Raw genomic sequence first — 23,605 nt, forward strand, 5'->3', positions numbered from 1 at the left:
ATCACCGACAGGAAAGGCTCCTTTGCGCAATACGCAATATTCAATATTGCTTAATAATATCTCCGCAACTTACTCTCTTTAATAATCTGTGTAATTTCCAATTTTATAATTTTCACTTCCATCGTACCAATTTATCAGAAAAACACGAGTATTCAACCGTTAAAGAGAGAAATACCAGCATGATACTGTTGACTTTCACCGTGAAAAAATACGGATTGCAGTCATGAACGTTCCAAATCGCCTTCGGTTCACCGTCCCCGGTAAAGTCGCTCACCCAGGAATTCGGGTAAGCGGGAACTGTAAATCGCCTCAGCGGCTGCATCAATATCATAATCTCCCCGCAGTAGCTCTACAGTATTCTCGGTGGTATCGTAGATGGCACAGCCCCATCGCGGATCGCCATCTCTGGGCTGACCGGTACTGCCGGGATTCACCAGATACTGTACGCCGTCCTCCAACTGCACAATGCCTTCGTAATGCAGACCGCCATCCGAATCGTAGATCACCTGGACATGGGTATGTCCGAACAGGCAGACCTGCTCGTTGAACTCTTTAAAGAATTGAAGCGCGTGCGAGGGGCTCATAATGTACACCCATTCTCTGGGAGAACCGGGTGAGGCATGTACCAGTCGGACGTCATATTGTACTTCTGCATACGGTAAATTTTCCAGCCAGTCAAGATGACGCTCTGTGAGATGTTCTCTGGTATACGGAATTGCTGCCCGGGCGTACTTGTTAAAATATTCCGGCGATTCCTGACCGGTAACCGCTGCATCGTGATTGCCGAGGACGGCGTACTCGACGTTCTCCATTGCCCAGTCCATCACATAAGCGGGATCAGCGCCGTAGTCCACAAAGTCGCCTGGGCTCCAGAGGGTATCCACATCTCTGGAAGATATTGCCTTGAGTGCGGCATCCAGTCCCTGGCGGTTGGCGTGCATATCTGAGAGAATGGCGATACGCATAGCGATTACTCCAGGAAAATCCGTCCCTCATTTTTCAAATCATTCATGATGGAATCCAGAATTCCGTTGACGAAACTTCCGCTGTTCTCCGTGCTGTATTCTTTGGCAATTTCTATGGCCTCAGAGACGCTGACCTTCGGCGGAATGTCGTCAAAATGGATCAGCTCGCAAATGGCAATGCGGAGTACCAATCGATCAAGGGTAGCAATTCTGCCGAACTCCCAGTGCTCGGATTTTGCCATAATCATTTCGTCGAACTCCTCTGCATTCACATGGGTTTTCAGCGCCAGTTTTTTCGTAAATTCCAGCTGCTCCGAAGGGAGCGCCTCCCGCTCGGCAATATCCTCAACCACTTGCTCCATACGTTCATCGGTATATTCCTGCGCATAGAGTGCTTTTAGTACACACTCTCGCGCCTTGCGTCGTCCTTGCATAATCTGGTTCTGCTCCCTCCCAAAAGTCCTACCGGCGATTCGACGTTTCTATATTGATGCCGGTTGGATGTCCGATATAAATATTATTTATCCGGCCAATGTTGTTAATGCGATCTTCTGCCACCCGGTTTGAGGCAAAGTGCGTCGGAATATCCTCCGCCTCCGCCCGGTCAAAAATATCGTTCAGAATATCATAGATCCCCTCAGCCTGACGCAGTGCCCGCTTCAGGTTGTACCCCTCAAGTTCATTGTACACGTTAATGAGCCCGCCGGCATTGATTGCATAATCCGGCGCGTAAAGAATTCCATTCTCTTTCAGCACATGCCCATGTTTGGATTCATCCTCCAGCTGGTTATTGGCCGCACCGGCCACAATGTCGCATTTTAATTGCGGAATAGTGTCATCATTTATCACACCGCCCAATGCGCACGGAGAAAAAATGTCTACATCAAGCCCATAGATATCGTCGGTATCCACCACTTCTACATCGTATTCTTTCACCACTTCGCTAACTTTTTCCTCATCGATATCAGTCACATACACCGTCGCACCATCCCGCACGAGTCGTTCCACCAGATTCTGCCCCACGTGCCCCAATCCCTGCACACTGATCTTTTTGCCTGCCAGCGAATCGGAACCGTAGACCCGTTTCGCACATGCCTTCATTCCGGTGAAGACTCCCAATCCGGTCACCGGCGAGGGATCCCCGCTGCCGCCATGCGCCTGGGCGATGCCGGTAACATACTTTGTTTCCATCCGCACCCATTCCATATCCCGGACAGAAGTCCCGACATCTTCAGCAGTAATATATCGTCCACCCAATCCTTCGATAAACCGGCCAAACGTCCGAAACAACAGCTCGTTTTTATCGGTCTTGGAATTTCCGATAATCACGGCCTTTCCGCCACCGAGATTCAACCCGGCGATTGATGCTTTATATGTCATTCCCCTGGAGAGCCGGAGCACATCCCGGAGTGCCTCCTCTTCATTGTTATAATTCCACATCCGGCAGCCACCCAGTGACGGCCCCAGCGTTGTATCGTGGATACTGATGATCGCCCGGAGTCCGGCTTCCTTGTCGCTGCAAAAGACAATCTGTTCGTGGTCCCGATTTTCTATCTCGGAAAATATGGCCATACCGGCATCCCCTGTTTAGTTAAGAAGTGTTCATGTATTCCATTAACCGCGTGTTAACGTGTTATGGTGTTATCGTGCTAAAGTTAACATCGTCATGTGTCTCACGTCCATAGCCCTGTGTCAATCCTGTCTCACCTGCGGGTAGTCCCCGCTCATTCAACCAGGCTCATGACTGGTTTAGCGGGCGTTTATTAGTATTTGTTTCGGTTACCAGTGTAATAATGCAATCCACCATACAGAATGTCTTCCTCACAACAAACAACCTTGGCCTGGTTCCTGTGGGGAGAACCATGAACGACCAACGGTTTTTTTCCTTTCTACTTTCTCACTTTTCCTTACTCCCTCTCCTTTCAAATTAGATTAAGAGTAAAATTATCCCAAGGGGAGCCCTACGGGATGATTAAGATTAAGAAACAGTACCAACGGTAACACTATAACACTTGAACACGCTAACACTGTTGTTATCTATTCTTTTAAAAGCTCCCGTGCAATTACCGCCCGCTGAATCTCATTGGTCCCCTCATAAATCTGGGTGATTTTTGCATCGCGCATTAAGCGTTCCACCCCGTATTCGGTAATATAACCATAGCCGCCGTGGATTTGCACGGCTTCATTTGCCGCCCGCATTGCCGTATCCCCGGCATACATTTTTGCCATAGCCGCTGCCTTGGTGGCCTTTTCTTTGGAGTCTCGTTTCACCGCTGCTTTATACGTCAGCATACGCGCCGCCTCAATCTCCGTCCCCATCTGTGCCAGTTTAAATTGTATTGCCTGAAACTCCGAAATCGATCGATTAAACTGCTCCCGCTCTTTAGCATAGGCCAGAGATTTGTCCAGCGCCGCCTGTCCGATTCCCAACGCCTGTGCTGCAATTCCGATTCGGCCGCCGTCCAGCGTATTCAGTGCAATGCGAAATCCCTTGCCTTCTTCCCAGAGAAGGTTCTCCGCCGGGACTTCACAATCGTTGAAAATTAATTCACAGGTATCCGAACTCCGGATACCGAGTTTGTCCTCCTTTTTACCTGTGGTGAGACCATCAAAATCGTTTTCCACAATGAACGCCGAAACCCCTTTGTGTCCGACGTTCTTTTCTGTCAGCGCGAACACGATATAGGTCCCGGCAGACTTGCCATTGGTGACCCAGTTTTTGGTGCCGTTCAGAACATAGACATCGCCTTTTTTCTCAGCGATGGTCTTCATGTTTGCGGCATCGGAGCCGGATTGCGGTTCGCTCAGGGCATACGCGCCGAGCTTCTCCCCGGATGCCAGCGGCGGCAGGTATTTCTGCTTTTGTTCCTCAGTGCCGAAGGCGGTAATGACATACTGACACAGCGAATTGGTGACAGACATAATGACGCAGGTTGACGCGTCCACCCGGGCAATTTCCTCAAGGGCCAGCACATAGCTCAGCATATCAAAGCCGGCGCCGCCATACTCCTCAGGCGTAATCATTCCAAGGAATCCCATCTTCCCTAGCTGTTTTACTGCCTTCTCCGGGAAAATTCCCTTCTCATCTCGGTCAACCACATCATGCGCCAGCTCCGATTCGGCGAAATCCCGGGCTGTCTTTTGAATCATTTGTTGTTCCTCAGAGAGTGTGAAATCCATTTGCTCTTCCTTTATACAAACAGTGTTAGAGTGTTCCGGTGTTTGAGTGTTCAAATAACAAAAAGTGTTGTGGTGTTACAGTGTTCACGTGTCATAATTCTGTTTCAGTAGTCAATCTACTCCTTCATTCTTCCATCTGGATTGGATAGGGCACTTCGACATTCGATATTGGGCATTGGACATTTATCGGTTGGGTATTCATCTTTTTTCTCCTCTCCCATCCAAACAAAACCGATTAAGATTATGAGTAGGATTGCGATTATCAAACAGCAACGGTAACCCCATAACACTATAACACGTTAATACTTGTTTGTCTTTATTCCCCATCCCTGGTCTTTCACTCATACTCATAAAATCCCAGCCCTGTCTTGCGGCCGAGCCTTCCAGACGCCACCATTTTCCGCAGGAGAGGACATGGTCTGTATTTGTCGTCTCCGAAACCCTCGTGGAGCACTTCCATGATTGAGAGGCAGACGTCCAGGCCAATGAAGTCTGCCAGCTGGATAGGTCCCATTGGATGCCCCATCCCGAGCTGCATAATCTCATCGATGGCCTCTTTCTCTGCCACGTCCTCCATCAGCGCATAAATCGCCTCGTTGATCATCGGCATCAATACCCGGTTGGAAATAAATCCCGGATAGTCCTGCACCTGCACCGGCTGTTTTCCCAGCGATTCCGCGAGTTGATGAATTGCCTGCAGCGTTTCATCATTTGTCGCCAACCCACTGACAACCTCCACCAGTTTCATTACCGGCACCGGATTCATAAAGTGCATCCCGGCGACTCGCTCCGGTCGCGACGTTTCCGCCGCGATTTCGGTGACAGAAATGGACGAGGTGTTCGTTGTCAAAATCACCTCACTGGAAGTAATCTCGTCCAATTGGCGAAAAATATCAAATTTCACCTTCTGGTTTTCGGTAGCCGCCTCTACGATGAAATCCGTCCCGGCCAGAGATGCCATTTCTGTGGAGGTTACTATCCGGTCCATCGTCTGGCGCTGCGCATCCGGTGTAATAATTTCCTTCTTCACCTGGCGTCCCAGGTTTTTCTCGATCGTCTTAACAGCATTTTGGAGGTATTCGCTTTCCACATCCACCAGCGTGACTTCATACCCGTTTAAAGCAAATACATGAGCGATGCCGTTGCCCATGGTCCCGGCACCGACAACGCCAACTGTTCTGAATTCCCCCATACAATACCTCCCGTTGCGTTTCTCGCAAAGGCGCGAAGACGCTAAGATTAATGATTGTTTACAATCCTTGTTATTCCATTTTTGATCAACGCTTCGTTGAAGTTAATCAGCAGTCCCAGTCTTAATCCTGTCACTTTTAAATACGTGAGTAACTGCTTTGGATATACAGGGATAATACTCTCCACCGATTTAAGTTCTATAATTACTAGTTTGTTGATGGCCAAATCGGCTCTGAAACCGATCTCCATCCTCAAATCATCCCAATGAACCGGTATTGGTTTTTGTCGCTCAACACCAAAATTTTGTTTCTTTAATTCATGTTCCATTATCTCTTCATAAACCGGCTCAAGAAGTCCCGGCCCAAGTTTTTTATGAATTTGGAATGCTGTATTTACCACAACCTTTGCAATATCATTTGCTTTCATATCTTTTTTGGCGTCTTTGCGCCTTCGGGTCTTTGTGAGATCTAATTCTTCCTTTATCCTTGTTGGTACCTTGCGGGATTATCTGTTTATCTCTCCACCACCAGCGCGCTCGCCTCGCCACCGCCGATGCAGAGCGTCGCCAGCCCGGTTTTCAGGTTCCGCTGCTGGAGCGCATAGATCAGTGTGGTTAAAATTCTCGCCCCACTGGCGCCTATCGGATGCCCCAACGCGACAGCTCCACCGTTTACGTTGATTTTATCAAGCGGGATATCCAGCTGACGATTTGCCACCAGCGTCACCACGGAAAATGCCTCGTTGATCTCGTACAGGTCGATGCTTTCCTTTTTCCGGCCAGTCTTCTCCAGCACCTTGTTAATGGCATCCACTGGGGCAGTCGTAAACCATTCCGGCGCCTTGGCGGCAGAGGCCTGTCCCAAGATCCTCACCAGAATTGGCGCACTCAAATCTTTGGCCACATCCGCCGCCATCACCACCAGGGCAGCCGCGCCGTCATTAATCTTCGAGGCATTCGCGGCGGTCACTGTCCCGTCCTTGTCGAACGCCGGCCGCAGTTTCGGCATCTTCTCAAAATTGGCGCGCTTTGGCTCTTCATCCTCACTCACCACAACAGGCTCACCCTTGCGCTGCGGTACTTCCACCGGAATAATTTCGTCTTTGAAACGCCCGTTTTGCTGTGCATCGATAGCCCGCTCGTAACTCAGTTTGGCGAACTCGTCCTGATCTTCCCTGGGGATATTGTTTTCTCTTGCACAGAGTTCGGCGGCGTTGCCCATATGGTAATCGTTGTAGACATCCCACAGCCCATCATGGATCATACCGTCTACCGCTTCCTTATTCCCCATCCGATAGCCATCTCTGGCCTTTGGAAGATAGTACGGGACGTTGCTCATGCTCTCCATTCCGCCGGCCACCACAATATCGGCGTCGCCGACCTGGATGGCCTGCGTCGCAAGCATCACCGCCTTCAGCCCGGAGCCGCAAACTTTGTTAATAGTCAGACACTCAGTCCGTTCCGGCAGCCCGGCACCCAGCGCCGCCTGCCGCGCCGGCGCCTGACCAAGTCCCGCCGGAAGGACATTGCCCATGATGACCTCATTCACATCTTCCGAATTTATATTCGACCGTTTAATGGCGTGTTCAATCACCAAACTCCCTAGTTCGGTGGCCTTCACCGAGGACAGACTTCCCTGAAATGCGCCCACCGGCGTTCGCACCGCACTGGTTATAACGACATCGCGTATGGTTGTCATGATTCTCCCCCGTTTATTAAATAGTTAATTAGTGTTCGGGTATTCAGGTGTTCAAGTAATAGTGCGTTATTGTGTTATCGTAAATACTATCACCGGTCTTGGGTCTCCGGTTTACCTTTTCCTTCATCACTTTCATTTGCCTTCTACAATCTCTGTTCTTCCAATGCTCTTCAGCCATCCCTGGCAGGATTGGATTAAATACTTCTGCGCCATGCTCCCACCAATAAATTGTTGGGCTGAAAGCAACCGTCCCTTTGGTGCTTGGTGTTGGTTCACTACTTCTACATTTTTCATTCATCACTCTTCATACTTCATTAGCAGTTGGACAGGGGACTTGGAAATTCGATATTGGCTATTCGTCGGTTGGATATTGCTCCTTTTCCCTTCACCTTGCAAAGCAACTTCGAGTGAGATTAGGATTATGATAAGATTAAGAATCCCCAACCCCCTATGCCTTATTCCTTCTACCCGTCAGTTCAAAAACCTTCGTATCGAAAACAGTCCGGCATCCGGATGTTGCCCTTCGATGAGCAAGGTACTCGCAATCTCCGCTACCTTCGGCGCGATACTCATCCCATGCCCGGTGAATCCTGCGGCGACAAAAATCCGGCTGGACTGCGGCAGACGTCCGACAATAGGCAAACCATCTCTGGCAAAACCCATGGTTCCCGTCCAGCGATGGGTTATCGCCCGGAGCTCATTTAAATTCAGCAACTCCATGAGATACCCGTCGAGACCGTCCTGGATCTTCGGATTGGGCGTTTCGTCGAAACCCAGCTCTGAGTCGGGATCGATATCCCGGCTTCCGCCCAATAAAAATCTTCCGTTCGGCAATTGACGAAAATAATCGAACCCGAAATTCGCATAGCATGGAATGTCTATCACCTTATCTATCGACCCGGTCGCCAGCATTTGGCCCCGTACCGGCAGAACTTTTCCATCCAGAATTCCGTCCAGTTGCGGCGTGTATGCATTGCCGGCAATTAAAACAAACTTGGCTTCTACATTCCCGTGTGGCGTTTTTACGATTACCGTGTTCTCTTTGGTTTCCCTGAGGTGTATTACCGGGGAGTTTTCGTAGATCTTCGCTCCGGAACGTTCAGCAATCTCGGCTAATCCCCGAATACAGCACGCCGGATTCACCCCACCGTCATCCAGGCAATAATAACCGCCCAAAAATCGGGTCAGTGGTTCCCCCCATTGTCGAAGTGTTCCCTGCCGGACAACTTCCGCATTAAACCCATCAGACCGGAGCGCGCGAGCGGCTTCCTGTATCTCCTCCCACTCCGATTCAGTCGCTGCCAGCACCAGACTCCCACGATTCTGGTAATCGCATTCGATACCGTCGTCAGTAATCCAGTTGCGTAGTATGTGGTGACTTTCCAGAGACAATTCCCAAAGACGCTTAGCCTTCCTGTGACCGACGAACCCGATAGCCCTATGATAAAACTCCACGCTCCCGGCGATGAGAAAGCCGGCATTCCGTCCACTGGCTCCGCTGGCTATCGTATCCCGCTCCAGCAAGACCGGTGGATATCCCATCTGCGCAAGATGCAGTGCCGCGCTGATACCGGTGATCCCGCCGCCAACAATCGCTATATCAGTTGTTTGGCGTGAGTCAAGTGCGGATCGCGGATGATAGTCTGAGTCCAGCCACAGTGGAGTGGATACTGCCATAAAATTATTGTTTTCCCCGGATTCGGGTGAAATGGAATTACGTGGTGCTCTGGTTCTCCTCACCGTAGTCGCCATACGCCCGGATAATATCCTTCACCAGCCGGTGCCGAACCACATCCCTGGGAGAGAGATATTCAAACTTGATCCCGTCTACATCGGCAAGGATCTCCTGGCACTGAATCAACCCGGAATCCTGATGTCCCGGCAGGTCAATCTGGGTGATATCCCCAGTGATAATTGCCTTGGAATTGACCCCGAGCCGCGTTAAAAACATTTTCATCTGCAGCGGGGTGGTATTTTGTGCTTCATCCAGGATGACAAACGCATTATTCAGCGTCCGGCCACGCATGTACGCCAGCGGCACAATCTCGATAATTTTCTGATCCATGAGCGCCCGGAGCTTCTCCACCGGCAACATTTCATATAACGCATCGTAGAGTGGCGTCAGATATGGATCAACTTTTTCTTTCAGATCCCCGGGCAGAAACCCCAGGCTTTCGCCGGCTTCTACCGCCGGCCGGCAGAGTACAATCTTAGAGACCTCCCGGTTTTTAAACGCCGCAACCGCAATTGCCACCGCGAGGTAGGTCTTCCCCGTTCCAGCAGGACCGATGGCAAACACGATGTCATTTTCTCTGGCATCCTTCCAATATCGTTCCTGACCATCGGTTCTGGGCTTAATAACATCGTTTTTAGTGAAAAGTATGACCGAGTCGAGCCCCTTCTCCCGATGTTCGATGGATCCTGATTTTTCCAGGCGGACCAACGTCTCCACGTCCTGTTCGTCGAGCGTTCCTTTTTTCTTGAGGGTATAGACCATCTCGGTGACGATACTTTCAATTTGTGAAACTTCTTCAGGGTCTCCCTCAACCCGGATAGAATTGCCACGCACTAAAATTTTGGCGTCGAAATTATGTTCCAGCACTTTGAGGTTCGCATCATTGACGCCGAGCAGCGCCAGCGGTTCAACTCCGAGTATCGGTATTTCCAACTGTTCAGCCATTCTAGTATTCTGTTCGGATTCGATTTTCAAATAAATACAAAAAGCCTTCGGCTGGAATCCAACCGAAGGCTTTTAAGTTTATCTAGATATTTGAGGTCAAAAGGACGCGAACATCCCGCCTAATTCTGCGGTACCGTCAAAATCTGGTGCGGATATATCACGTTCGGGTCAGAAATGACCTTCTTATTGGCGTTGTAAATCTTCTGCCAATCAAACGGATTTCCGTAGACTTCATCATAGGAAGCGATCTTGGATAGACTCTCACCACGATTGACCAAGTGTTCACTGGCCTGAATCTGCCGCGGGATGTCAAACTTCTGGTCCGGATAAATCAGATCAGGATTGTTGATCTGGTCACGGTTTGCCGACCAAATTTTCACCCATTGATACGGATCATCATAAATGTCATCCTTACCAGAAATCTTCCAGAGATAATCGCCCCGAACCACAGAGTAGACGTCATTCACAGGTTCCGGCATTTTCGCATCAATCCGCTCAAGCAGGCTCTCCAGTTCTGAAATCTTTTCCTGGGATTCATCCAGCTTGGCGAAGTCATTCTTTTTCAATTTAGCGAGTTTCTTTTTAATTGCCTCCACTTCATCCTGGCTCTGGTAGAGTTCTTCGGGCGACAGTGCAAGCAGACCTTCGGCCTGACTAATCAACTCATCCAACTGATTCAGATAAGCTGCCATGGCTTCCTCGACACTCATGTCGCCTTCGACTTCATCGCTCAAAAGGTCCATAGTTTCCTGTCGAACCTGTGCAATCTGGTCTTCAAGGGCTGCAATTTGATCCTTCAGATCGGCAATATCCTGCTTGAGCTGCTCGATCTGTGCCTTGGCATCCTGTTCTCTGCCCTGCCATTTCTCTAGTTCGGCATTATATTCTTCCATTGACATATCACTGGTATAGCCATAGTCCTGGCCAAATACCGGTGTAAGAGATACCAACCCTAGGAGAAGAATAAGTGTACTTACTGAAATTACGCGTCTCATTATTCCATCCCTCCTTCTTCCTTTTCCATTTTACCGGTATCCTGGACGGCTTTCATCACCCGGGATTTCTCGGCTTTGGCACGGCTGAGTTCCTGCTGCTTTGTTTCCAGCTCAGCCTGGAGGGTACGTTTCTGTTCTTCCAGGTCTTTCACCTGCTGTTCAGCAGATTCCGCAGCCTGACGCGTTTCGCGTAACGTCGTTAACTGCTCCTCCGATGGACCGGAGCTACACGCCGTGGCAAGGAGGGACATTCCCACGAGCCCGCCAATAAGCACTTTCTTTAAATTATTCATTGTTCACCTTTCCTCCGTCGAATTGGAAATATAATTTCGCCCCTTCAAAATCATATGGAAATTACAATTGGTCCCTAAGCTTGTCAAGGTGATATTACAAACGGCTAAACCGCCTAAAATTCACCCTTTCCGATGATTTTCAGGCCGAGTTCTTTCAACTGTTCCTCATCCACCTCCGATGGAGAGCCATCCATCAGGGAGAGCGCGGATGTGGTTTTTGGAAACGCGATGACATCCCGGATTGAACCGGTGTCGGCCAGTAATGCAACCAATCGGTCAAATCCAAATGCAATTCCCCCGTGTGGTGGAGCGCCATATTGGAGCGCATCCAGGAGAAACCCAAACTTCTCCTCCTGTTCCTCTTTATCCATATTCAGCAGATCAAACACTTTTTGCTGGACATCCGACTGAAAGTTACGAATGCTGCCACCAGCAATTTCATGGCCGTCGATGACCAGATCATAGGCTCTGGCCTTTACACTAACCGGTTCAGTATCCATATTCGGAATATCTTCCGGAGCCGGAGCCGTAAACGGATGATGCATGGCATCCCAGCGATCCTGGTCGTCGTTGTATTCCACCAAGGGAAACTCGACGATCCAGGCCGGTGCGGCACTGTTCTTGTTGATTAAATCCAGCGTTTTTCCCAGATGAAGACGGAGCTTCCCAAGCGCCGGATAGGCAATTTTGGGTGCGTCAGCCACAAAGAGTAACAGGTCGCCAGATTCCGCTCCGGTTTCATCCAAAAGTTCCGAAACAGCTTTTTCACCAAAAAATCGGCTGATGCCACTGTCCACTCCCCCGTCTGTCACTTTCATAAAGGCAACGCCTTTGGCGCCAACCGGCTCGACCACCTCGGTCAACCCGTCTATTTCACTCCGGCTCAGCCCGGCATCTTTCACGCAGAGCGCACCGATGACTCCACCGGATTCTTTGACCTTACTAAAAATCTTAAAATCCGAATCACCCAGAATATTTGTCACATTTGTAATCGGGAGGTCGAACCGGAGATCTGGCTTATCTACACCGTACCTGGCAATGGCGTCATCGTATGACATCTGCGGGAACGGTCGCTGCAGTTCTTCGCCGGTCACAGCTTTATAGACGTTGGCGGTAATCTCTTCGGCCACTTCCATCACGTTCTCTTCGTTAACAAAAGACATCTCCAGATCGATCTGGGTAAACTCCGGCTGCCGATCCGCCCGGAGGTCTTCATCCCGGAAACACTTCACAATCTGGAAGTAACGATCGTATCCGCTAATCATAAGCAGCTGTTTATATGTCTGCGGCGATTGGGGCAGTGCATAGAAACGCCCCTTATGCAGACGGCTCGGCACCAGAAAATCTCTGGCGCCTTCCGGGGTGGATCGCATCAGAAACGGTGTTTCGATTTCATAGAAGTCCATTTCGGACAGTGTCTTCCTCACACTCTGATATGCCTGATGGCGCACTGCCAGATTTTTCTGAAGTTTCTGCGTCCGCAAATCCAGGTACCTGTATTTGAGGCGCACTTCTTCAGTCGCTGAAGTCGGTTCAGTGATCAGAAAGGGCATGGCTTTGGCAGAGTTCAGGATTTCGAGAGTATCGGCATTCACCTCGATCTCACCAGTTGGCATCTCCTCGTTCACATTCCCCTCACCACGTTCAGCAACAGTGCCACTGACCGAAATTACCCACTCAGTCCCGACCTTCTTCGCCTTCTTTGCCAGTTCTTCAGACCCCTCGAGATTCACTACAACCTGTACCTTGCCGTAACGATCCCGGAGCACCAGGAAAATCAGCCCACCGTGATCACGCTGGGTCTCCACCCAGCCATTCAGGATGACCTCTGTGCCAGCATCACTCTTTCGCAATTCACCGCATGTATGTGTCCGCTGCGGAACTCTCATGGTGTATCTCCCATCAGTGTTTCAGGTGTATTCAAAATAGCATTCATCGTGGTTAGAAAACAGTGCTAAAGTAGTCGCAGGTAACAGCGTGCTATCGTGTTAAAGTGTTATTGTTAAAAACGTCACGCTCCGAGTGTCCTCAGGCTTAGGTCAAAGCCTGTTGGTAGTTCCCGCTCATTCGACCAGGCTCATGATTGGTTTAGCGGGTTTTTGTTAGTTGTGAGTAGTTGTCTGTTCAATATACCGTTTAAAATATGTGAGTCCGTTAATCCTCTACGATATGGCTGATTTTTTCACAACAAACCACGAACAACAAACAGCTTTTCCATTCTCCCTTTTCCTTTTTCCTTTTTTCCGGCGTTCCCCCCGCTTAAACCCGCTTTGCGGCCATTAAGCGGAAGTTCAATCTCAAAAATCTTATACCTGTTGTACACCTATACCCTTATACCTATCTAATCCCTGTTTTCATCCGCGGTTATCTGTTGGGTCTGCGTTCACCGCGTTCTACTCATCTGTCATAAAAAAACCGCCAGCCCCGACATTCCGGGAGTGGCGGTTCCGAAATGTTCGTTTGTATATCCGTCAGGCGCGATTAGCCACGGTTAGTCGATTCTTTGCCCGTCGTAGCGCATCCTTCGCCCGGCTAGTGTCGATGCCTTCCTTCTCCTTTGCAGCCAAACGTTCTTCCGCACGCTGCTTCGCGGCTTTTGCCCGCTCGACATCAATATCATCGGCATCTTCAGCCGTTTCAACCAGGAGTACGACTTTTTCGTTGTGAATTTCTGCGTAACCGCCGCTCGTCGCCAGATAGCGCCGCTCGCCCCGCTTATCGAGACCGACTTCTCCCACATCCAGCGCGATGAGCGCCGGGATGTGCCCGGGTTTTACGCCGAACAATCCGTCCAGCCCCGGTGCACGAACATAATCCACCTGCTCTTCCGTCTCAAGGGAAGTCGGTGTCACAATTTCAACCGAGAGGTGTTCGGGTATCATGACTGCATCTTTTTGGCGTTCTCGACGGCTTCATCAATGGTACCAACGAACAGAAACGCCCGTTCTGGTAGGTCGTCGAACTCACCGTTGACCAACCGCTCGAAGCCATCAATAGTATCTTCAAGCTTTACGTAGCGCCCTGGCGTACCGGTAAACTGCTCCGCCACGAAGAACGGCTGGCTCAGAAACCGCTGAATTCGCCGGGCTCTGGCCACGGTTATCTTATCTTCCTCGGACAATTCATCCATACCGAGGATGGCGATGATATCCTGTAAATCTTTGTACTGCTGAAGGATCTCCTGTACCTGGCGCGCCACGTTGAAGTGCCGCTCACCGATAACCTGGGGATCGAGAATCCTGGACGTCGAATCCAGTGGATCGACTGCGGGATAAATCCCGAGCTCGGAGATGGAACGATCCAGCACTGTCGATGCATCGAGGTGAGCAAACGTCGTCGCCGGCGCCGGGTCGGTCAAATCATCGGCGGGCACGTATACGGCCTGCACCGAAGTAATCGATCCTTTTTCTGTCGAAGTAATCCGCTCCTGGAGTTCGCCCATGTCCGTGGCCAGCGTCGGCTGATAACCTACAGCAGACGGGACGCGTCCCAGCAGCGCCGAAACCTCGGAACCGGCCTGGGTGAACCGGAAAATATTATCGATAAACAGAAGGACGTCCCGTTCTTCCACGTCCCGGAAATATTCCGCGGCAGTCAATGCCGTCAGGCCGACCCGCATCCGAGCGCCCGGCGGCTCGTTCATTTGTCCAAAGACCAGCGTGGTCTTGTCTATAACGCCGGATTCGGTCATTTCTAACATCAGATCATTGCCCTCGCGACTTCGTTCGCCGACGCCGCCGAACACGGAAAAACCGCCGTGCTCCGCTGCAATATTTCGAATCAATTCCTGGATAAGTACCGTCTTGCCGACACCGGCGCCGCCGAACAGACCGGTCTTCCCACCCTTGGTATACGGCTCCAGTAAGTCGATGACCTTGATGCCGGTCTCGAACATCTCCGTCGTGGTGGAAAGCTCCTCGTGATCCGGGGCCGGCCGGTGAATCGGTAATCTCACTTCGGTATCCGGCGCCTCTTTTTCATCAATGGGGTTGCCGGTCACGTCAAACATCCGGCCCAAAATTTCCTGGCCCACCTGAATGGAAATCGGCTCGCCGGTATCCACAACTTTTTGTCCGCGCACCAGGCCGTCTGTGGAATCCATGGCGATAGTTCTGACAGTGTCTTCACCGAGATGGTGTGCCACTTCCAGCACCAGCGTGCCGTCCTCGCCTCTGTCGATTTCCAGAGCATTCAGAATACTCGGAATTTCGCCGTCTTCGAATACCACATCCACAACCGGGCCCATAATCTGGGTGACTCGACCTTCATTCATGTGATCGCATACCTCTTAATTGGCTTCGTATTCAAATTATTCTTTCATCGCTTCGGCGCCGCCGACGATTTCGGAAATTTCCTTGGTAATCTGGGCCTGCCGCGCCTTGTTGTACTGCATCTGGAGATCGTCAATCATCTCTTCCGCGTTGGTAGTGGCGTTATCCATCGCCGTCCGCCGTGCGCCATGTTCCGCGGCGTTAGACTCCAATAACATCCGCCACATCTGCACATTCAGATGCCGGGGGACCAGCGAATTCACAATGCTGGCATCATCAGGTTCAAACAGGAACTCATCGATAGCCTCATCGTCCTCTTCCTCCTGCACCACCAGCGGCAGGAACTGTTCCACCACGACATCCTGCTGAATCACGTTCTTAAACTCGTTGTACAGGACGTCCACCCGGTCCAGCCCTTTTGAGATAAACAGTTCCACTATCTCATCCACAATCGAGGTGGCGTTGGAAAAATTCAGATCCCGGAAAAAGTCGATATATTCTCCAATGATCTCATAATCCCGGCGCTGAAAATACCGTAACCCTTTTTTGCCGATGCAGATCAGCTTCACCTGCTCTGGCTCATACTTGGCAATCTCCTTCTCCGCCTGCCGGAGAATTCGCGAATTGAAGGCACCGCAAAGCCCGCGATCCGCGGTAATAATCACCAGGCCAACGTGTTTCTGTTCCCGCACCTCCAGCAGCGAATTGATTGAACGATCAACCTGCGGGAGCAACTGAGTCAGCACATTATTAATCTTGTACGCATACGGCCGCGCCTGTTCGATGGCCTGCTGGGCCTTTTGCAGTTTGGCCGCCGCGACCATTTTCATGGCACGGGTCACCTGCTTGATATTCTTGACAGAACCGATCCGATTTTTAACTTCGCGAAGAGTGGCCATATTTTATCCGGTTACACTGCTTCCTCTTCTACTTTGAATGTCTCTATAAATTTCTCCACAATCCCGCCGAGTTTGGATTTAAGATCATCGGAGAGAATTTTTTCCTCCTCGATCTGTTCCAATATATCGGCGTGCTGCGCCTCAATGTATTGGAGAAATTCGGGCTCGAACTCCCCAACCTGTTCCATGGAGAGCTGATCCAGGTAGCCTTCCGTCCCGGCGAAGATAATAACCACCTGCTTCGGCATAGGGAGCGGCGCATACTGTTTCTGCTTCAGAATTTCGTAAAGACGTTCACCACGGTTTAGCTGCTGCCGGGTGGATTTATCCAGGTCGGAACCGAACTGGGCGAACGATTCCAGTTCCCGGTACTGCGCCAGATCCAGCTTCAGCGATCCGGAGACCTGCCGCATGGCCTTCACCTGAGCGTTTCCGCCGACCCGGGAGACCGAAATCCCGACATCAATAGCGGGCCGCTGACCAGAGTAAAAAAGATCCGGAACGAGGTAAATCTGTCCATCGGTAATAGATATCACGTTGGTTGGAATATAGGCAGATACGTCACCCTGCTGAGTTTCGATAATCGGCAGCGCCGTCAGTGAGCCGCCGCTCTTCGGTGTTTTAACCACATCGTGCTTGTCGGTACCGAGTTCTTCCAAGTCTTTTTCCAGCTGTTCGGCACTTTCTTCGATGTGCTTGCGGTACTCCTTACCGTTGACCCCTTCTTCAGCGCTCTCCGTTCCCTTCTCAACAATTACATATTTCTCTTCCAGCTTGGATGCACGTTCCAGCAGACGGGAATGGAGATAAAAGATATCGCCGGGGTACGCTTCACGCCCCGGAGGACGCCGGAGCAACAGCGAGAGCTGTCGATACGCCCATGCGTGCTTGGTCAAATCATCGTACACGATGAGTGCGTGCTTGCCGTTATCCCGGAAATATTCGCCGATGGTTGCGCCGGCAAACGGGGCCAGATACTGCAGCGGGGCCGGTTCCGAAGCGCTGGCAGAAATCACGGTGGTGTAATCCATGGCGCCGTTATCTTCCAGCACCTTCACCACCTGCGCCACGGTGGAGGCTTTCTGACCGATGGCTACGTAAATACAGTAGACGTCCGTATCGCGCTGATTGATAATGGTATCCACGCCAATGGCGGTTTTTCCGGTCTGGCGGTCACCGATAATCAGCTCCCGCTGACCCCGGCCAATCGGAATCATAGAGTCAACAGCTTTGAGTCCGGTCATCAGCGGCTCTTTCACCGGCTGGCGCACCATCACCCCCGGCGCCTTCCGTTCCACGGCACGCTGTTCGGTAAACTGGATATCACCTTTGCCATCCAGTGGTCGGCCAATCGGGTTGATCACGCGGCCGGCGACTTCCTCGCCGACGCCAATCTCGACCACGCGGCCGGTTCGCTTGACCGTATCGCCTTCGCTGACCAGCCGGCTTTCGCCGAACAGGACGACTCCGACGTTGTCCTCTTCCAGGTTCAGCGCCATTCCCACCACATCATTGGGGAATTGCACCAGTTCGCTGGACATTACATTTTCAAGTCCGTACACGCGGGCGATACCGTCCCCCACGCTAATCACCTCACCGACTTCATCCACGTCCATGCTCACATCGAAGGACTCGATCTGCTGCTTGAGCAACGACGTGATTTCGCCTGCTTTAATCTCCATCGACTTTGTTGCCTCCTTTAACAATCATCACAGAACCGCTACCTCAATCGTTCGCGTAATTTTTCCAGTTGGTGGGCGACCGTTCCGTCGTACACCGTATTTTTAATTCGCAGCCTGATGCCGCCCTGCAGGGATTCGTCCACATACTCGATCATATCCACATCTTTGCTCAGATGTTGTTCCAAAGATGCCTTCACCTGCTCGCGTATTTTCTCATCCATGGACACGGCCGTATACGTCTGCACGGACACGATATTTCTGTGCTCTTTCACCAGATCCGCATACAACTCACGGACATCGTGAATCACCTCACTCCGGCCGTTTTGAAGCATCAACGCGATAGTATTCAGCGCATAATCGCTCATCTTGCCAGAGAAGACCTCCCGGAAGACGCGCACCTTGTCAGACGCGGTTACCCGAAAGGATCGCAGAAAGAGCCGCAGCTGATCTGATGATTCGAGGATCTCCGTAAAGTCTGCGAGATCCTGGGCCACCTCGTCGAGCACCTCGTGATTTAGGGCGGTCTCGAACAGCGCTTCGGCGTATCGTTCGGCAGCGGGTTCGTGCTGCATTACTTCGATGCCTTAAACTGTTGCAGCGACCGATCGATAATGTCGCGGTGCGATTCGGCCGACAGCTCCTGATTAATTATCCTGGACGCGGCGGAAATCGCAATTTCAGCTACCGAATCTTTGATATCCTGCACGGCGCGTTCCCGCTCCGCCTCGATCTGCTCCCGGGCTTCGCTGATCATCTTCTGTTTTTGTTGCTCGCCCTCCTCGACGATCTCTGCCCTGATCTTTTCGGCGGACTCTTTGCTTTCATCGATAATCTGCCGGGCCTCTTGCCGGGCTTCCTTCAGCTTCTGCTGATACTCCTGCATTGTGGCTTCCGCGTCGGCACGAGCCTGTTCCGCTTCTTCCAGCGACTCGCGGATCGTCGCTTCGCGCTCGTCGATCATTGCGAGGATCGGCTTCCACGCCACCTTCCGAAGCAGAATCATCAAAATTATAAACGTGATCAGCGTCCAGATGATTAATCCGGGATCTATATCCAGTAATCCCATAGTGCCTCTTCTGTTTACCGGCTAGGTTATTTGAGTGCGAGAATAATACAGACCACTTCGCCAAAGAATGCCACACCTTCAATCAGGGCGGCGGCAATGATCATGCTGGTCCGGATATCATTGGCGGCTTCCGGCTGTCGGGCGGTACCTTCCATGGCGGCAGCAGCCAGTTTACCAATACCAAAACCGGCGCCAAAAATTCCAAGTCCCGCTCCTAAACCCGCAGCGAGAAATCCTAATCCGAGATCACCCATCGTTTCCTCCTCTGTTGTTCGTCTGTGTCAATATGGTTCATTGATGTTTTCAGGTTTAATGTTCCGGATGTGCCGCCATCCCGATAAACAGGGCGGACAGCATAGTAAAAATGTATGCCTGGATAAAAGCCACCAGGATTTCCAATAGATAAATAAACAGCGCAAATCCCACGGATATCGGCGCGATAAACAGCGAGCCGAACGTGAAAATGAGCATGATCAGTGAGAGGATGACGACGTGTCCGGCAATCATATTGGCGAACAGTCGCATACAGAGCGCGAACGGTTTGGTGAAAAGTCCCAGGAATTCCACCGGAATCATAATTGGTACGAGAAAGACCGGCACGCCGCTGGGCACTAGACTTTTCCAGTAGCCGAGCACGCCGTTTTCCTTCATTCCCTGCGCCTGAATCACGAGAAAGGTCACCAGTGCCAGCGCTGCCGTCACATTGATATTTCCGGTAGCTGTCGACATAAACGGCACCAGCCCCAGCAGATTACAGAACAAGATAAAAAAGAAAAAGGTGAGAAGTAACGGCGTCATCCGTCTGCCGACTTTCTCACCCATGGTTGCATACGCAATTTCATCGCGTACGAATAGCACCATCATTTCGAGTAGCGCAAATGGCCCGCGCGCCACCAGCGAACCCTGCTTTTGCATGGAGACCGCCATCCTGCGAAACAGCAGAAAGACCAGTACCGCTGCAATCCACATCATTATGACGTGGAGGGAAATGGAAAAATCGATACCAAATAGATGAATTTCTGGGAGGTGGAGCTCAATGTCTTTGAAAAAATGCCAGACATCGGAATCAGTCACATGATGAATAAGTACTTCGCCGGTGGATTCTTCATGCCCCCCGCCGTGCGCTCCTTGTTCTGCCGCTTTTGCCGCACCTTCAGCCAGCATCGGATCTAACCTTCAGTCTCCTGCCGGTCCGCCGCCGAACCGTTCTCGTTTCTCAAATGTAAATTTACATACATCACTTCTAATAGCATCATGACAAAATAGTATGCCAGCAGTGCTATTAAAAACGTCAAAAAATGTAATGGTGAAGCCGTGTAGATCAAAGCAATAATTGCCCCTAAAACGAGTAATCTGACTCCCATCCCGCCAAAAACCATTTTCATAAAGGTGGCCTGGGACGCCCGAAACCCTCGCCGGATAAGAGAGACCCCAACGATTGCATTCACCGCAGCGATAACCGGCGCCAATATCAACGACCAAATTACAGAAGCACCCGGCATCCGAATTCCGACAAAGACAGAAACGACTGCTCCGATCACCAAAACGATAAAAACCCATCGAATAAATTTAGTCAGAGTTTGAATCTCCGTTGTGAGAATTTTGCTGATTCAACTGATTGAGGGTACTGAACATATGAACAAATCCGAGGATAAGCCCCAGCGCTGCACCAGTGATAAGCAGCCAGGGACTGGTGCCCCACTTTGAGTCGAGCCATCTGCCAAGAAAAAGAAAGGCCAGGATCGTAACGGTAAATGTGAAGCCCAACCCCAGATACGGCTCCATTCTGCGGTACGTTTCCCACAGTGGAGTCTGATTGTCATGCTCCTGAGGCTGACGATTTTTCATGGATTTCCAACTGGCTTGGCTCTTCGGCTTTCGTCACCGGCATTTCGCTTTTTCCTGTGAATACGGCGCCCTCTTCGATCACCAGACGTTCTGCCCGGAGGTCCCCCAGGAGGGAAGCATTCTTGCCCAGTTGCACTTTGGTTTGGCAATGGACATTGCCCTCGACCCGGCCGGCGATAATGGCACTTTTTGCGGTCAGATTTCCGGTGATTACGGCTGATTCCACCACCCGAACAAAATCCCTGGAAGAGACATTCCCTTCCACCCGACCGGCAACCAGCACACTGCCATCGACCTTAATGTCCCCGTGCACCTCGCTCGCATTCCCAATGATCGTATCAATTTTTGATTCGTTTGCTGTTGCCATGCGTCTTTAATCCAATTTCTGGCGTTCAACTGAAACATCGTTATCTTCGTAAATAAAAATAAAATCTTTCGGATTCCGTGGCTGTCCATCCTTCCATACCTCAAAATGCAGATGGGGTCCCCGACTGATCCCGGTATTCCCAAGGAAGGCGATGGGCTCACCCCGTTCTACCCATTCCCGCTCCCGGATAATATTCCGTTGGTTGTGCCCATAGATGGAATAATATCCGTTGCCGTGATCCAGAATAATTGTATTCCCGTATTGATACGTCCAGTTGGAGAATACGACCAGCCCGGAGGCCGCGGCCTTGACTACCTCTCCTTGCCGGGCAATGATATCGAGGCCATAATGGTTATCGTCATAAAAAACAGCATTATTGTAGAAATCCTGGGTGACGTAGCCGTCTACCGGCGGGAGTGAGGGGACATTTTCCAGCAGATCAATGGCGGAGTGCGGCAACGATGGAATAGCACGATTGACCCGAGTCCGCTGGAGAGAGTCCAGTCCGGCGGGGACATCGTCAGTTCCTTGGACCTTCTCCGGTGCGATTTCCGCACCGAGCATCTGCCGGATATACCGGTCCATATTTCTGATGCGGTTGTAATCATCCAGGATGCGCATCACCTGGAAGCGCTCCTCCATAAGCGTTTCATTTTTTGCCTCCAGGGCATCGTAGTTGAGCGCCCTGGGAAGATAATAATAGAGCGCGATACCGAGAGCAACCAAAAGGACAAACAGGCCAGCCAGAATCCAGTGAAATGTCTCTCGCTTCAGCGAAAAGCTGCGGCTGGTTCCGGCGGTATCCGGAACGAGCATGACCGTATAACGTTCGGGCTTCATTGATCAGAGTCCGATTTCTTCGAACAGGTCCAGGAGGCGCTCCAGTTCATCATTGGAATAGTACTGAATTTCGATACTGCCACCTTCTTTTTTCGTCTTCACGCTCACCCTGGTACCAAGCCGGTGCTGAAGATCCTCTTCGATTTCCACCAGATAGGGTGACTTCTGCGGCTTTGATGAAGACTGCGATTTTTCGGGTGCTTCTTTTTTCCCATCTGTACTTAAATCCCGGACAGCCTGTTCCACTTCCCGGACACTGAGATCCCTGGCAAGGATTTTCTCCCACACCTCTTCCTGTGTGGCTTCGTCTTCTATGGAAAGCAATGTCCGGGCATGGCCTGCGGAAATCTCCTTATTCTTCACACTCTGCTGCAAATACGATGGCAGGTTGAGCAGGCGGATAAAATTTGTGATTGCACTGCGGCTTTTGCCGACACGCTGTGCCACTTCTTCCTGGGAGAGACCGTGTTGTTCTACAAGCGCGTTGTAAGCGTGCGCCAATTCCATCGGATTCAGGTCCCGGCGCTGAACGTTCTCAATGAGGGCATACTCCATCATCTCCGCGTCGGATTCCACATCAAGGATGTACGCAGGGATCTTGGGAAGATCGATGTTTCGCGAAGCCCGCCAGCGACGCTCGCCCACGATGAGTTCAAACCCGTCATCGACCTTGCGTACCGTAACTGGCTGTACGACACCCTTCTGCGCGATGGACTGCTCCAGCTCGCGCATCCCGGATTCCTCAAAATCCTTCCGGGGCTGATCCGGGTTCGGTCGAATTTTTTCCGTGGGAATCAGGGCAATGCCGCCGGGCGCCGGATCCGCTTCTTCCGGGATCAAAGCGCCAATACCGCGACCGAGTCGTTTACTCGTCATCGTTTAAAATCTCTTCAACCAAATCCATATAATTCTTTGCGCCCGTTGACGTTGCATCGTACAAAATAATTGGCTTTCCGAACGATGGCGCCTCCCCTAACCGGACGTTTCTATTAATCACCGTCTCGTACACCTTGTCTTTAAAATAACTCCGGACTTCCTCTGCCACCTGTTTCGACAAATTCAGCCTGCTGTCAAACATGGTAATGACAACACCTTCGATTTCCAAATCCTTGTTCAGATTTTTTTGCACCAGTCGGATGGTATTCAACAACTGGCTCAGTCCTTCTAACGCATAATATTCACATTGAATCGGAATAAGTACACTGTCAGCGGCCGTCAGACTATTAATGGTTAACAACCCTAGTGATGGCGGGCAATCTATAAAAATATAGTCGTATTTATCCCGGAAATTCTCCAGTGCTTTATCCAGTACTTTTTCTCGCGTCAACATACTGACAAGTTCCACTTCGGCTCCGACCAAGCGGGGATTGGCCGGGACTAAATCCAAATAGGGAATTTCCGTTTCTGTAATCGCTTCTTCCAAATCCAATTCGTCGATTAACGCCTCGTATATAGTGTTGTTCACGTTGGCCACGTCTACACCTAATCCGGATGAGGCATTCGCCTGCGGGTCAATATCGATCAACAAGGTTTTAACCTCCGTCACTCCAAATCCGGCTGCAACATTTACTGCCGTAGTCGTTTTACCGACCCCGCCCTTCTGATTGGCAATGGCTATAACTTTTCCCATA

General features: G+C 50.9%; 27 protein-coding genes. All 27 read right to left on the reverse strand.

All coding sequences use genetic code 11. The features are described from left to right. Positions 1–248 precede the first annotated feature (248 nt). The 27 genes from K9N57_05850 to K9N57_05980 all read right to left on the reverse strand — a co-directional run bounded on the left by K9N57_05850 (position 249) and on the right by K9N57_05980 (position 23,604). Complete coding sequence (locus K9N57_05850) at positions 249–965, reverse strand: metallophosphatase family protein (GenBank protein ID MCF7803691.1); 717 nt, start codon at positions 963–965, stop codon at positions 249–251. A gap of 5 nt (positions 966–970) precedes the next feature. Continuing rightward, complete coding sequence (gene nusB / locus K9N57_05855; protein MCF7803692.1) at positions 971–1,399, reverse strand: transcription antitermination factor NusB; 429 nt, start codon at positions 1,397–1,399, stop codon at positions 971–973. 28 nt (positions 1,400–1,427) lie between these two features. After that, complete coding sequence (locus K9N57_05860; GenBank protein ID MCF7803693.1) at positions 1,428–2,537, reverse strand: leucine dehydrogenase; 1,110 nt, start codon at positions 2,535–2,537, stop codon at positions 1,428–1,430. Between the two features lie 465 nt (positions 2,538–3,002). After that, positions 3,003–4,145: an acyl-CoA dehydrogenase gene (locus tag K9N57_05865; protein ID MCF7803694.1), complete on the reverse strand. Its 1,143-nt coding sequence runs from the start codon at positions 4,143–4,145 to the stop codon at positions 3,003–3,005. A 337-nt stretch (positions 4,146–4,482) separates the two neighbouring features. Further along, positions 4,483–5,337, reverse strand: a complete 855-nt coding sequence (locus tag K9N57_05870; GenBank protein ID MCF7803695.1) for a 3-hydroxybutyryl-CoA dehydrogenase — start codon at positions 5,335–5,337, stop codon at positions 4,483–4,485. A gap of 47 nt (positions 5,338–5,384) precedes the next feature. Further along, positions 5,385–5,762: a GxxExxY protein gene (locus tag K9N57_05875; GenBank protein MCF7803696.1), complete on the reverse strand. Its 378-nt coding sequence runs from the start codon at positions 5,760–5,762 to the stop codon at positions 5,385–5,387. An 86-nt stretch (positions 5,763–5,848) separates the two neighbouring features. Beyond that, on the reverse strand, positions 5,849–7,024 hold the full coding sequence (locus K9N57_05880) for an acetyl-CoA C-acetyltransferase (GenBank protein MCF7803697.1): 1,176 nt from the start codon (positions 7,022–7,024) through the stop codon (positions 5,849–5,851). A gap of 141 nt (positions 7,025–7,165) precedes the next feature. Further along, complete coding sequence (locus tag K9N57_05885; GenBank protein ID MCF7803698.1) at positions 7,166–7,327, reverse strand: hypothetical protein; 162 nt, start codon at positions 7,325–7,327, stop codon at positions 7,166–7,168. A gap of 177 nt (positions 7,328–7,504) precedes the next feature. Continuing rightward, on the reverse strand, positions 7,505–8,710 hold the full coding sequence (locus tag K9N57_05890) for an FAD-binding oxidoreductase (protein MCF7803699.1): 1,206 nt from the start codon (positions 8,708–8,710) through the stop codon (positions 7,505–7,507). 37 nt (positions 8,711–8,747) lie between these two features. Further along, positions 8,748–9,713, reverse strand: a complete 966-nt coding sequence (locus tag K9N57_05895) for a PhoH family protein (protein ID MCF7803700.1) — start codon at positions 9,711–9,713, stop codon at positions 8,748–8,750. A gap of 119 nt (positions 9,714–9,832) precedes the next feature. Beyond that, positions 9,833–10,708 carry a LysM peptidoglycan-binding domain-containing protein gene (locus tag K9N57_05900; GenBank protein MCF7803701.1) on the reverse strand — a complete coding sequence of 292 codons (876 nt, stop codon included), beginning with the start codon at positions 10,706–10,708 and terminating at the stop codon, positions 9,833–9,835. After that, on the reverse strand, positions 10,708–11,001 hold the full coding sequence (locus K9N57_05905; GenBank protein ID MCF7803702.1) for a hypothetical protein: 294 nt from the start codon (positions 10,999–11,001) through the stop codon (positions 10,708–10,710). Before K9N57_05905 ends, K9N57_05900 begins: the two co-directional genes overlap by 1 nt. Positions 11,002–11,114: 113 nt before the next feature. Next, a complete protein-coding gene (gene aspS, locus K9N57_05910; GenBank protein ID MCF7803703.1) occupies positions 11,115–12,890 on the reverse strand; it encodes an aspartate--tRNA ligase in 1,776 nt (591 codons plus the stop codon). A 582-nt stretch (positions 12,891–13,472) separates the two neighbouring features. Further along, complete coding sequence (locus tag K9N57_05915; GenBank protein ID MCF7803704.1) at positions 13,473–13,880, reverse strand: F0F1 ATP synthase subunit epsilon; 408 nt, start codon at positions 13,878–13,880, stop codon at positions 13,473–13,475. Continuing rightward, positions 13,880–15,274 carry a F0F1 ATP synthase subunit beta gene (atpD, locus tag K9N57_05920; protein MCF7803705.1) on the reverse strand — a complete coding sequence of 465 codons (1,395 nt, stop codon included), beginning with the start codon at positions 15,272–15,274 and terminating at the stop codon, positions 13,880–13,882. Before atpD ends, K9N57_05915 begins: the two co-directional genes overlap by 1 nt. Before the next feature lie 36 nt (positions 15,275–15,310). Then, the gene (gene atpG, locus K9N57_05925) at positions 15,311–16,171 is read right to left on the reverse strand and encodes an ATP synthase F1 subunit gamma (protein MCF7803706.1); all 861 of its coding nucleotides are present in this window, start codon (positions 16,169–16,171) and stop codon (positions 15,311–15,313) included. 11 nt (positions 16,172–16,182) lie between these two features. Continuing rightward, a complete protein-coding gene (gene atpA / locus K9N57_05930) occupies positions 16,183–17,853 on the reverse strand; it encodes a F0F1 ATP synthase subunit alpha (protein MCF7803707.1) in 1,671 nt (556 codons plus the stop codon). Between the two features lie 38 nt (positions 17,854–17,891). Beyond that, on the reverse strand, positions 17,892–18,425 hold the full coding sequence (gene atpH, locus K9N57_05935; protein MCF7803708.1) for an ATP synthase F1 subunit delta: 534 nt from the start codon (positions 18,423–18,425) through the stop codon (positions 17,892–17,894). Further along, the gene (gene atpF / locus K9N57_05940; GenBank protein ID MCF7803709.1) at positions 18,425–18,919 is read right to left on the reverse strand and encodes a F0F1 ATP synthase subunit B; all 495 of its coding nucleotides are present in this window, start codon (positions 18,917–18,919) and stop codon (positions 18,425–18,427) included. Before atpF ends, atpH begins: the two co-directional genes overlap by 1 nt. A 26-nt stretch (positions 18,920–18,945) precedes the next feature. Further along, on the reverse strand, positions 18,946–19,173 hold the full coding sequence (gene atpE, locus K9N57_05945) for an ATP synthase F0 subunit C (GenBank protein MCF7803710.1): 228 nt from the start codon (positions 19,171–19,173) through the stop codon (positions 18,946–18,948). A 55-nt stretch (positions 19,174–19,228) separates the two neighbouring features. Then, entirely contained in the window at positions 19,229–20,083 is an 855-nt protein-coding gene (gene atpB, locus K9N57_05950; GenBank protein ID MCF7803711.1) for a F0F1 ATP synthase subunit A, read from the reverse strand. Between the two features lie 5 nt (positions 20,084–20,088). Then, positions 20,089–20,421 (reverse strand): hypothetical protein, encoded by a 333-nt coding sequence (locus K9N57_05955; GenBank protein ID MCF7803712.1) that lies wholly within the window; start codon positions 20,419–20,421, stop codon positions 20,089–20,091. A gap of 67 nt (positions 20,422–20,488) precedes the next feature. Then, a complete protein-coding gene (locus tag K9N57_05960) occupies positions 20,489–20,767 on the reverse strand; it encodes an AtpZ/AtpI family protein (protein ID MCF7803713.1) in 279 nt (92 codons plus the stop codon). Further along, positions 20,739–21,134 (reverse strand): polymer-forming cytoskeletal protein, encoded by a 396-nt coding sequence (locus K9N57_05965; protein MCF7803714.1) that lies wholly within the window; start codon positions 21,132–21,134, stop codon positions 20,739–20,741. Before K9N57_05965 ends, K9N57_05960 begins: the two co-directional genes overlap by 29 nt. 6 nt (positions 21,135–21,140) lie before the next feature. Beyond that, complete coding sequence (locus K9N57_05970) at positions 21,141–21,974, reverse strand: M23 family metallopeptidase (protein MCF7803715.1); 834 nt, start codon at positions 21,972–21,974, stop codon at positions 21,141–21,143. Between the two features lie 3 nt (positions 21,975–21,977). Further along, on the reverse strand, positions 21,978–22,850 hold the full coding sequence (locus K9N57_05975; GenBank protein ID MCF7803716.1) for a ParB/RepB/Spo0J family partition protein: 873 nt from the start codon (positions 22,848–22,850) through the stop codon (positions 21,978–21,980). Beyond that, positions 22,840–23,604, reverse strand: a complete 765-nt coding sequence (locus K9N57_05980; GenBank protein MCF7803717.1) for an AAA family ATPase — start codon at positions 23,602–23,604, stop codon at positions 22,840–22,842. The genes K9N57_05975 and K9N57_05980 overlap by 11 nt, the downstream gene beginning before the upstream one ends. Between the last annotated feature and the right edge of the window lies 1 nt (position 23,605).

Source organism: Candidatus Neomarinimicrobiota bacterium (assembly GCA_021734025.1).
In the GTDB taxonomy this organism is placed as follows: domain Bacteria; phylum Fidelibacterota; class JAANXI01; order JAANXI01; family JAANXI01; genus JAANXI01.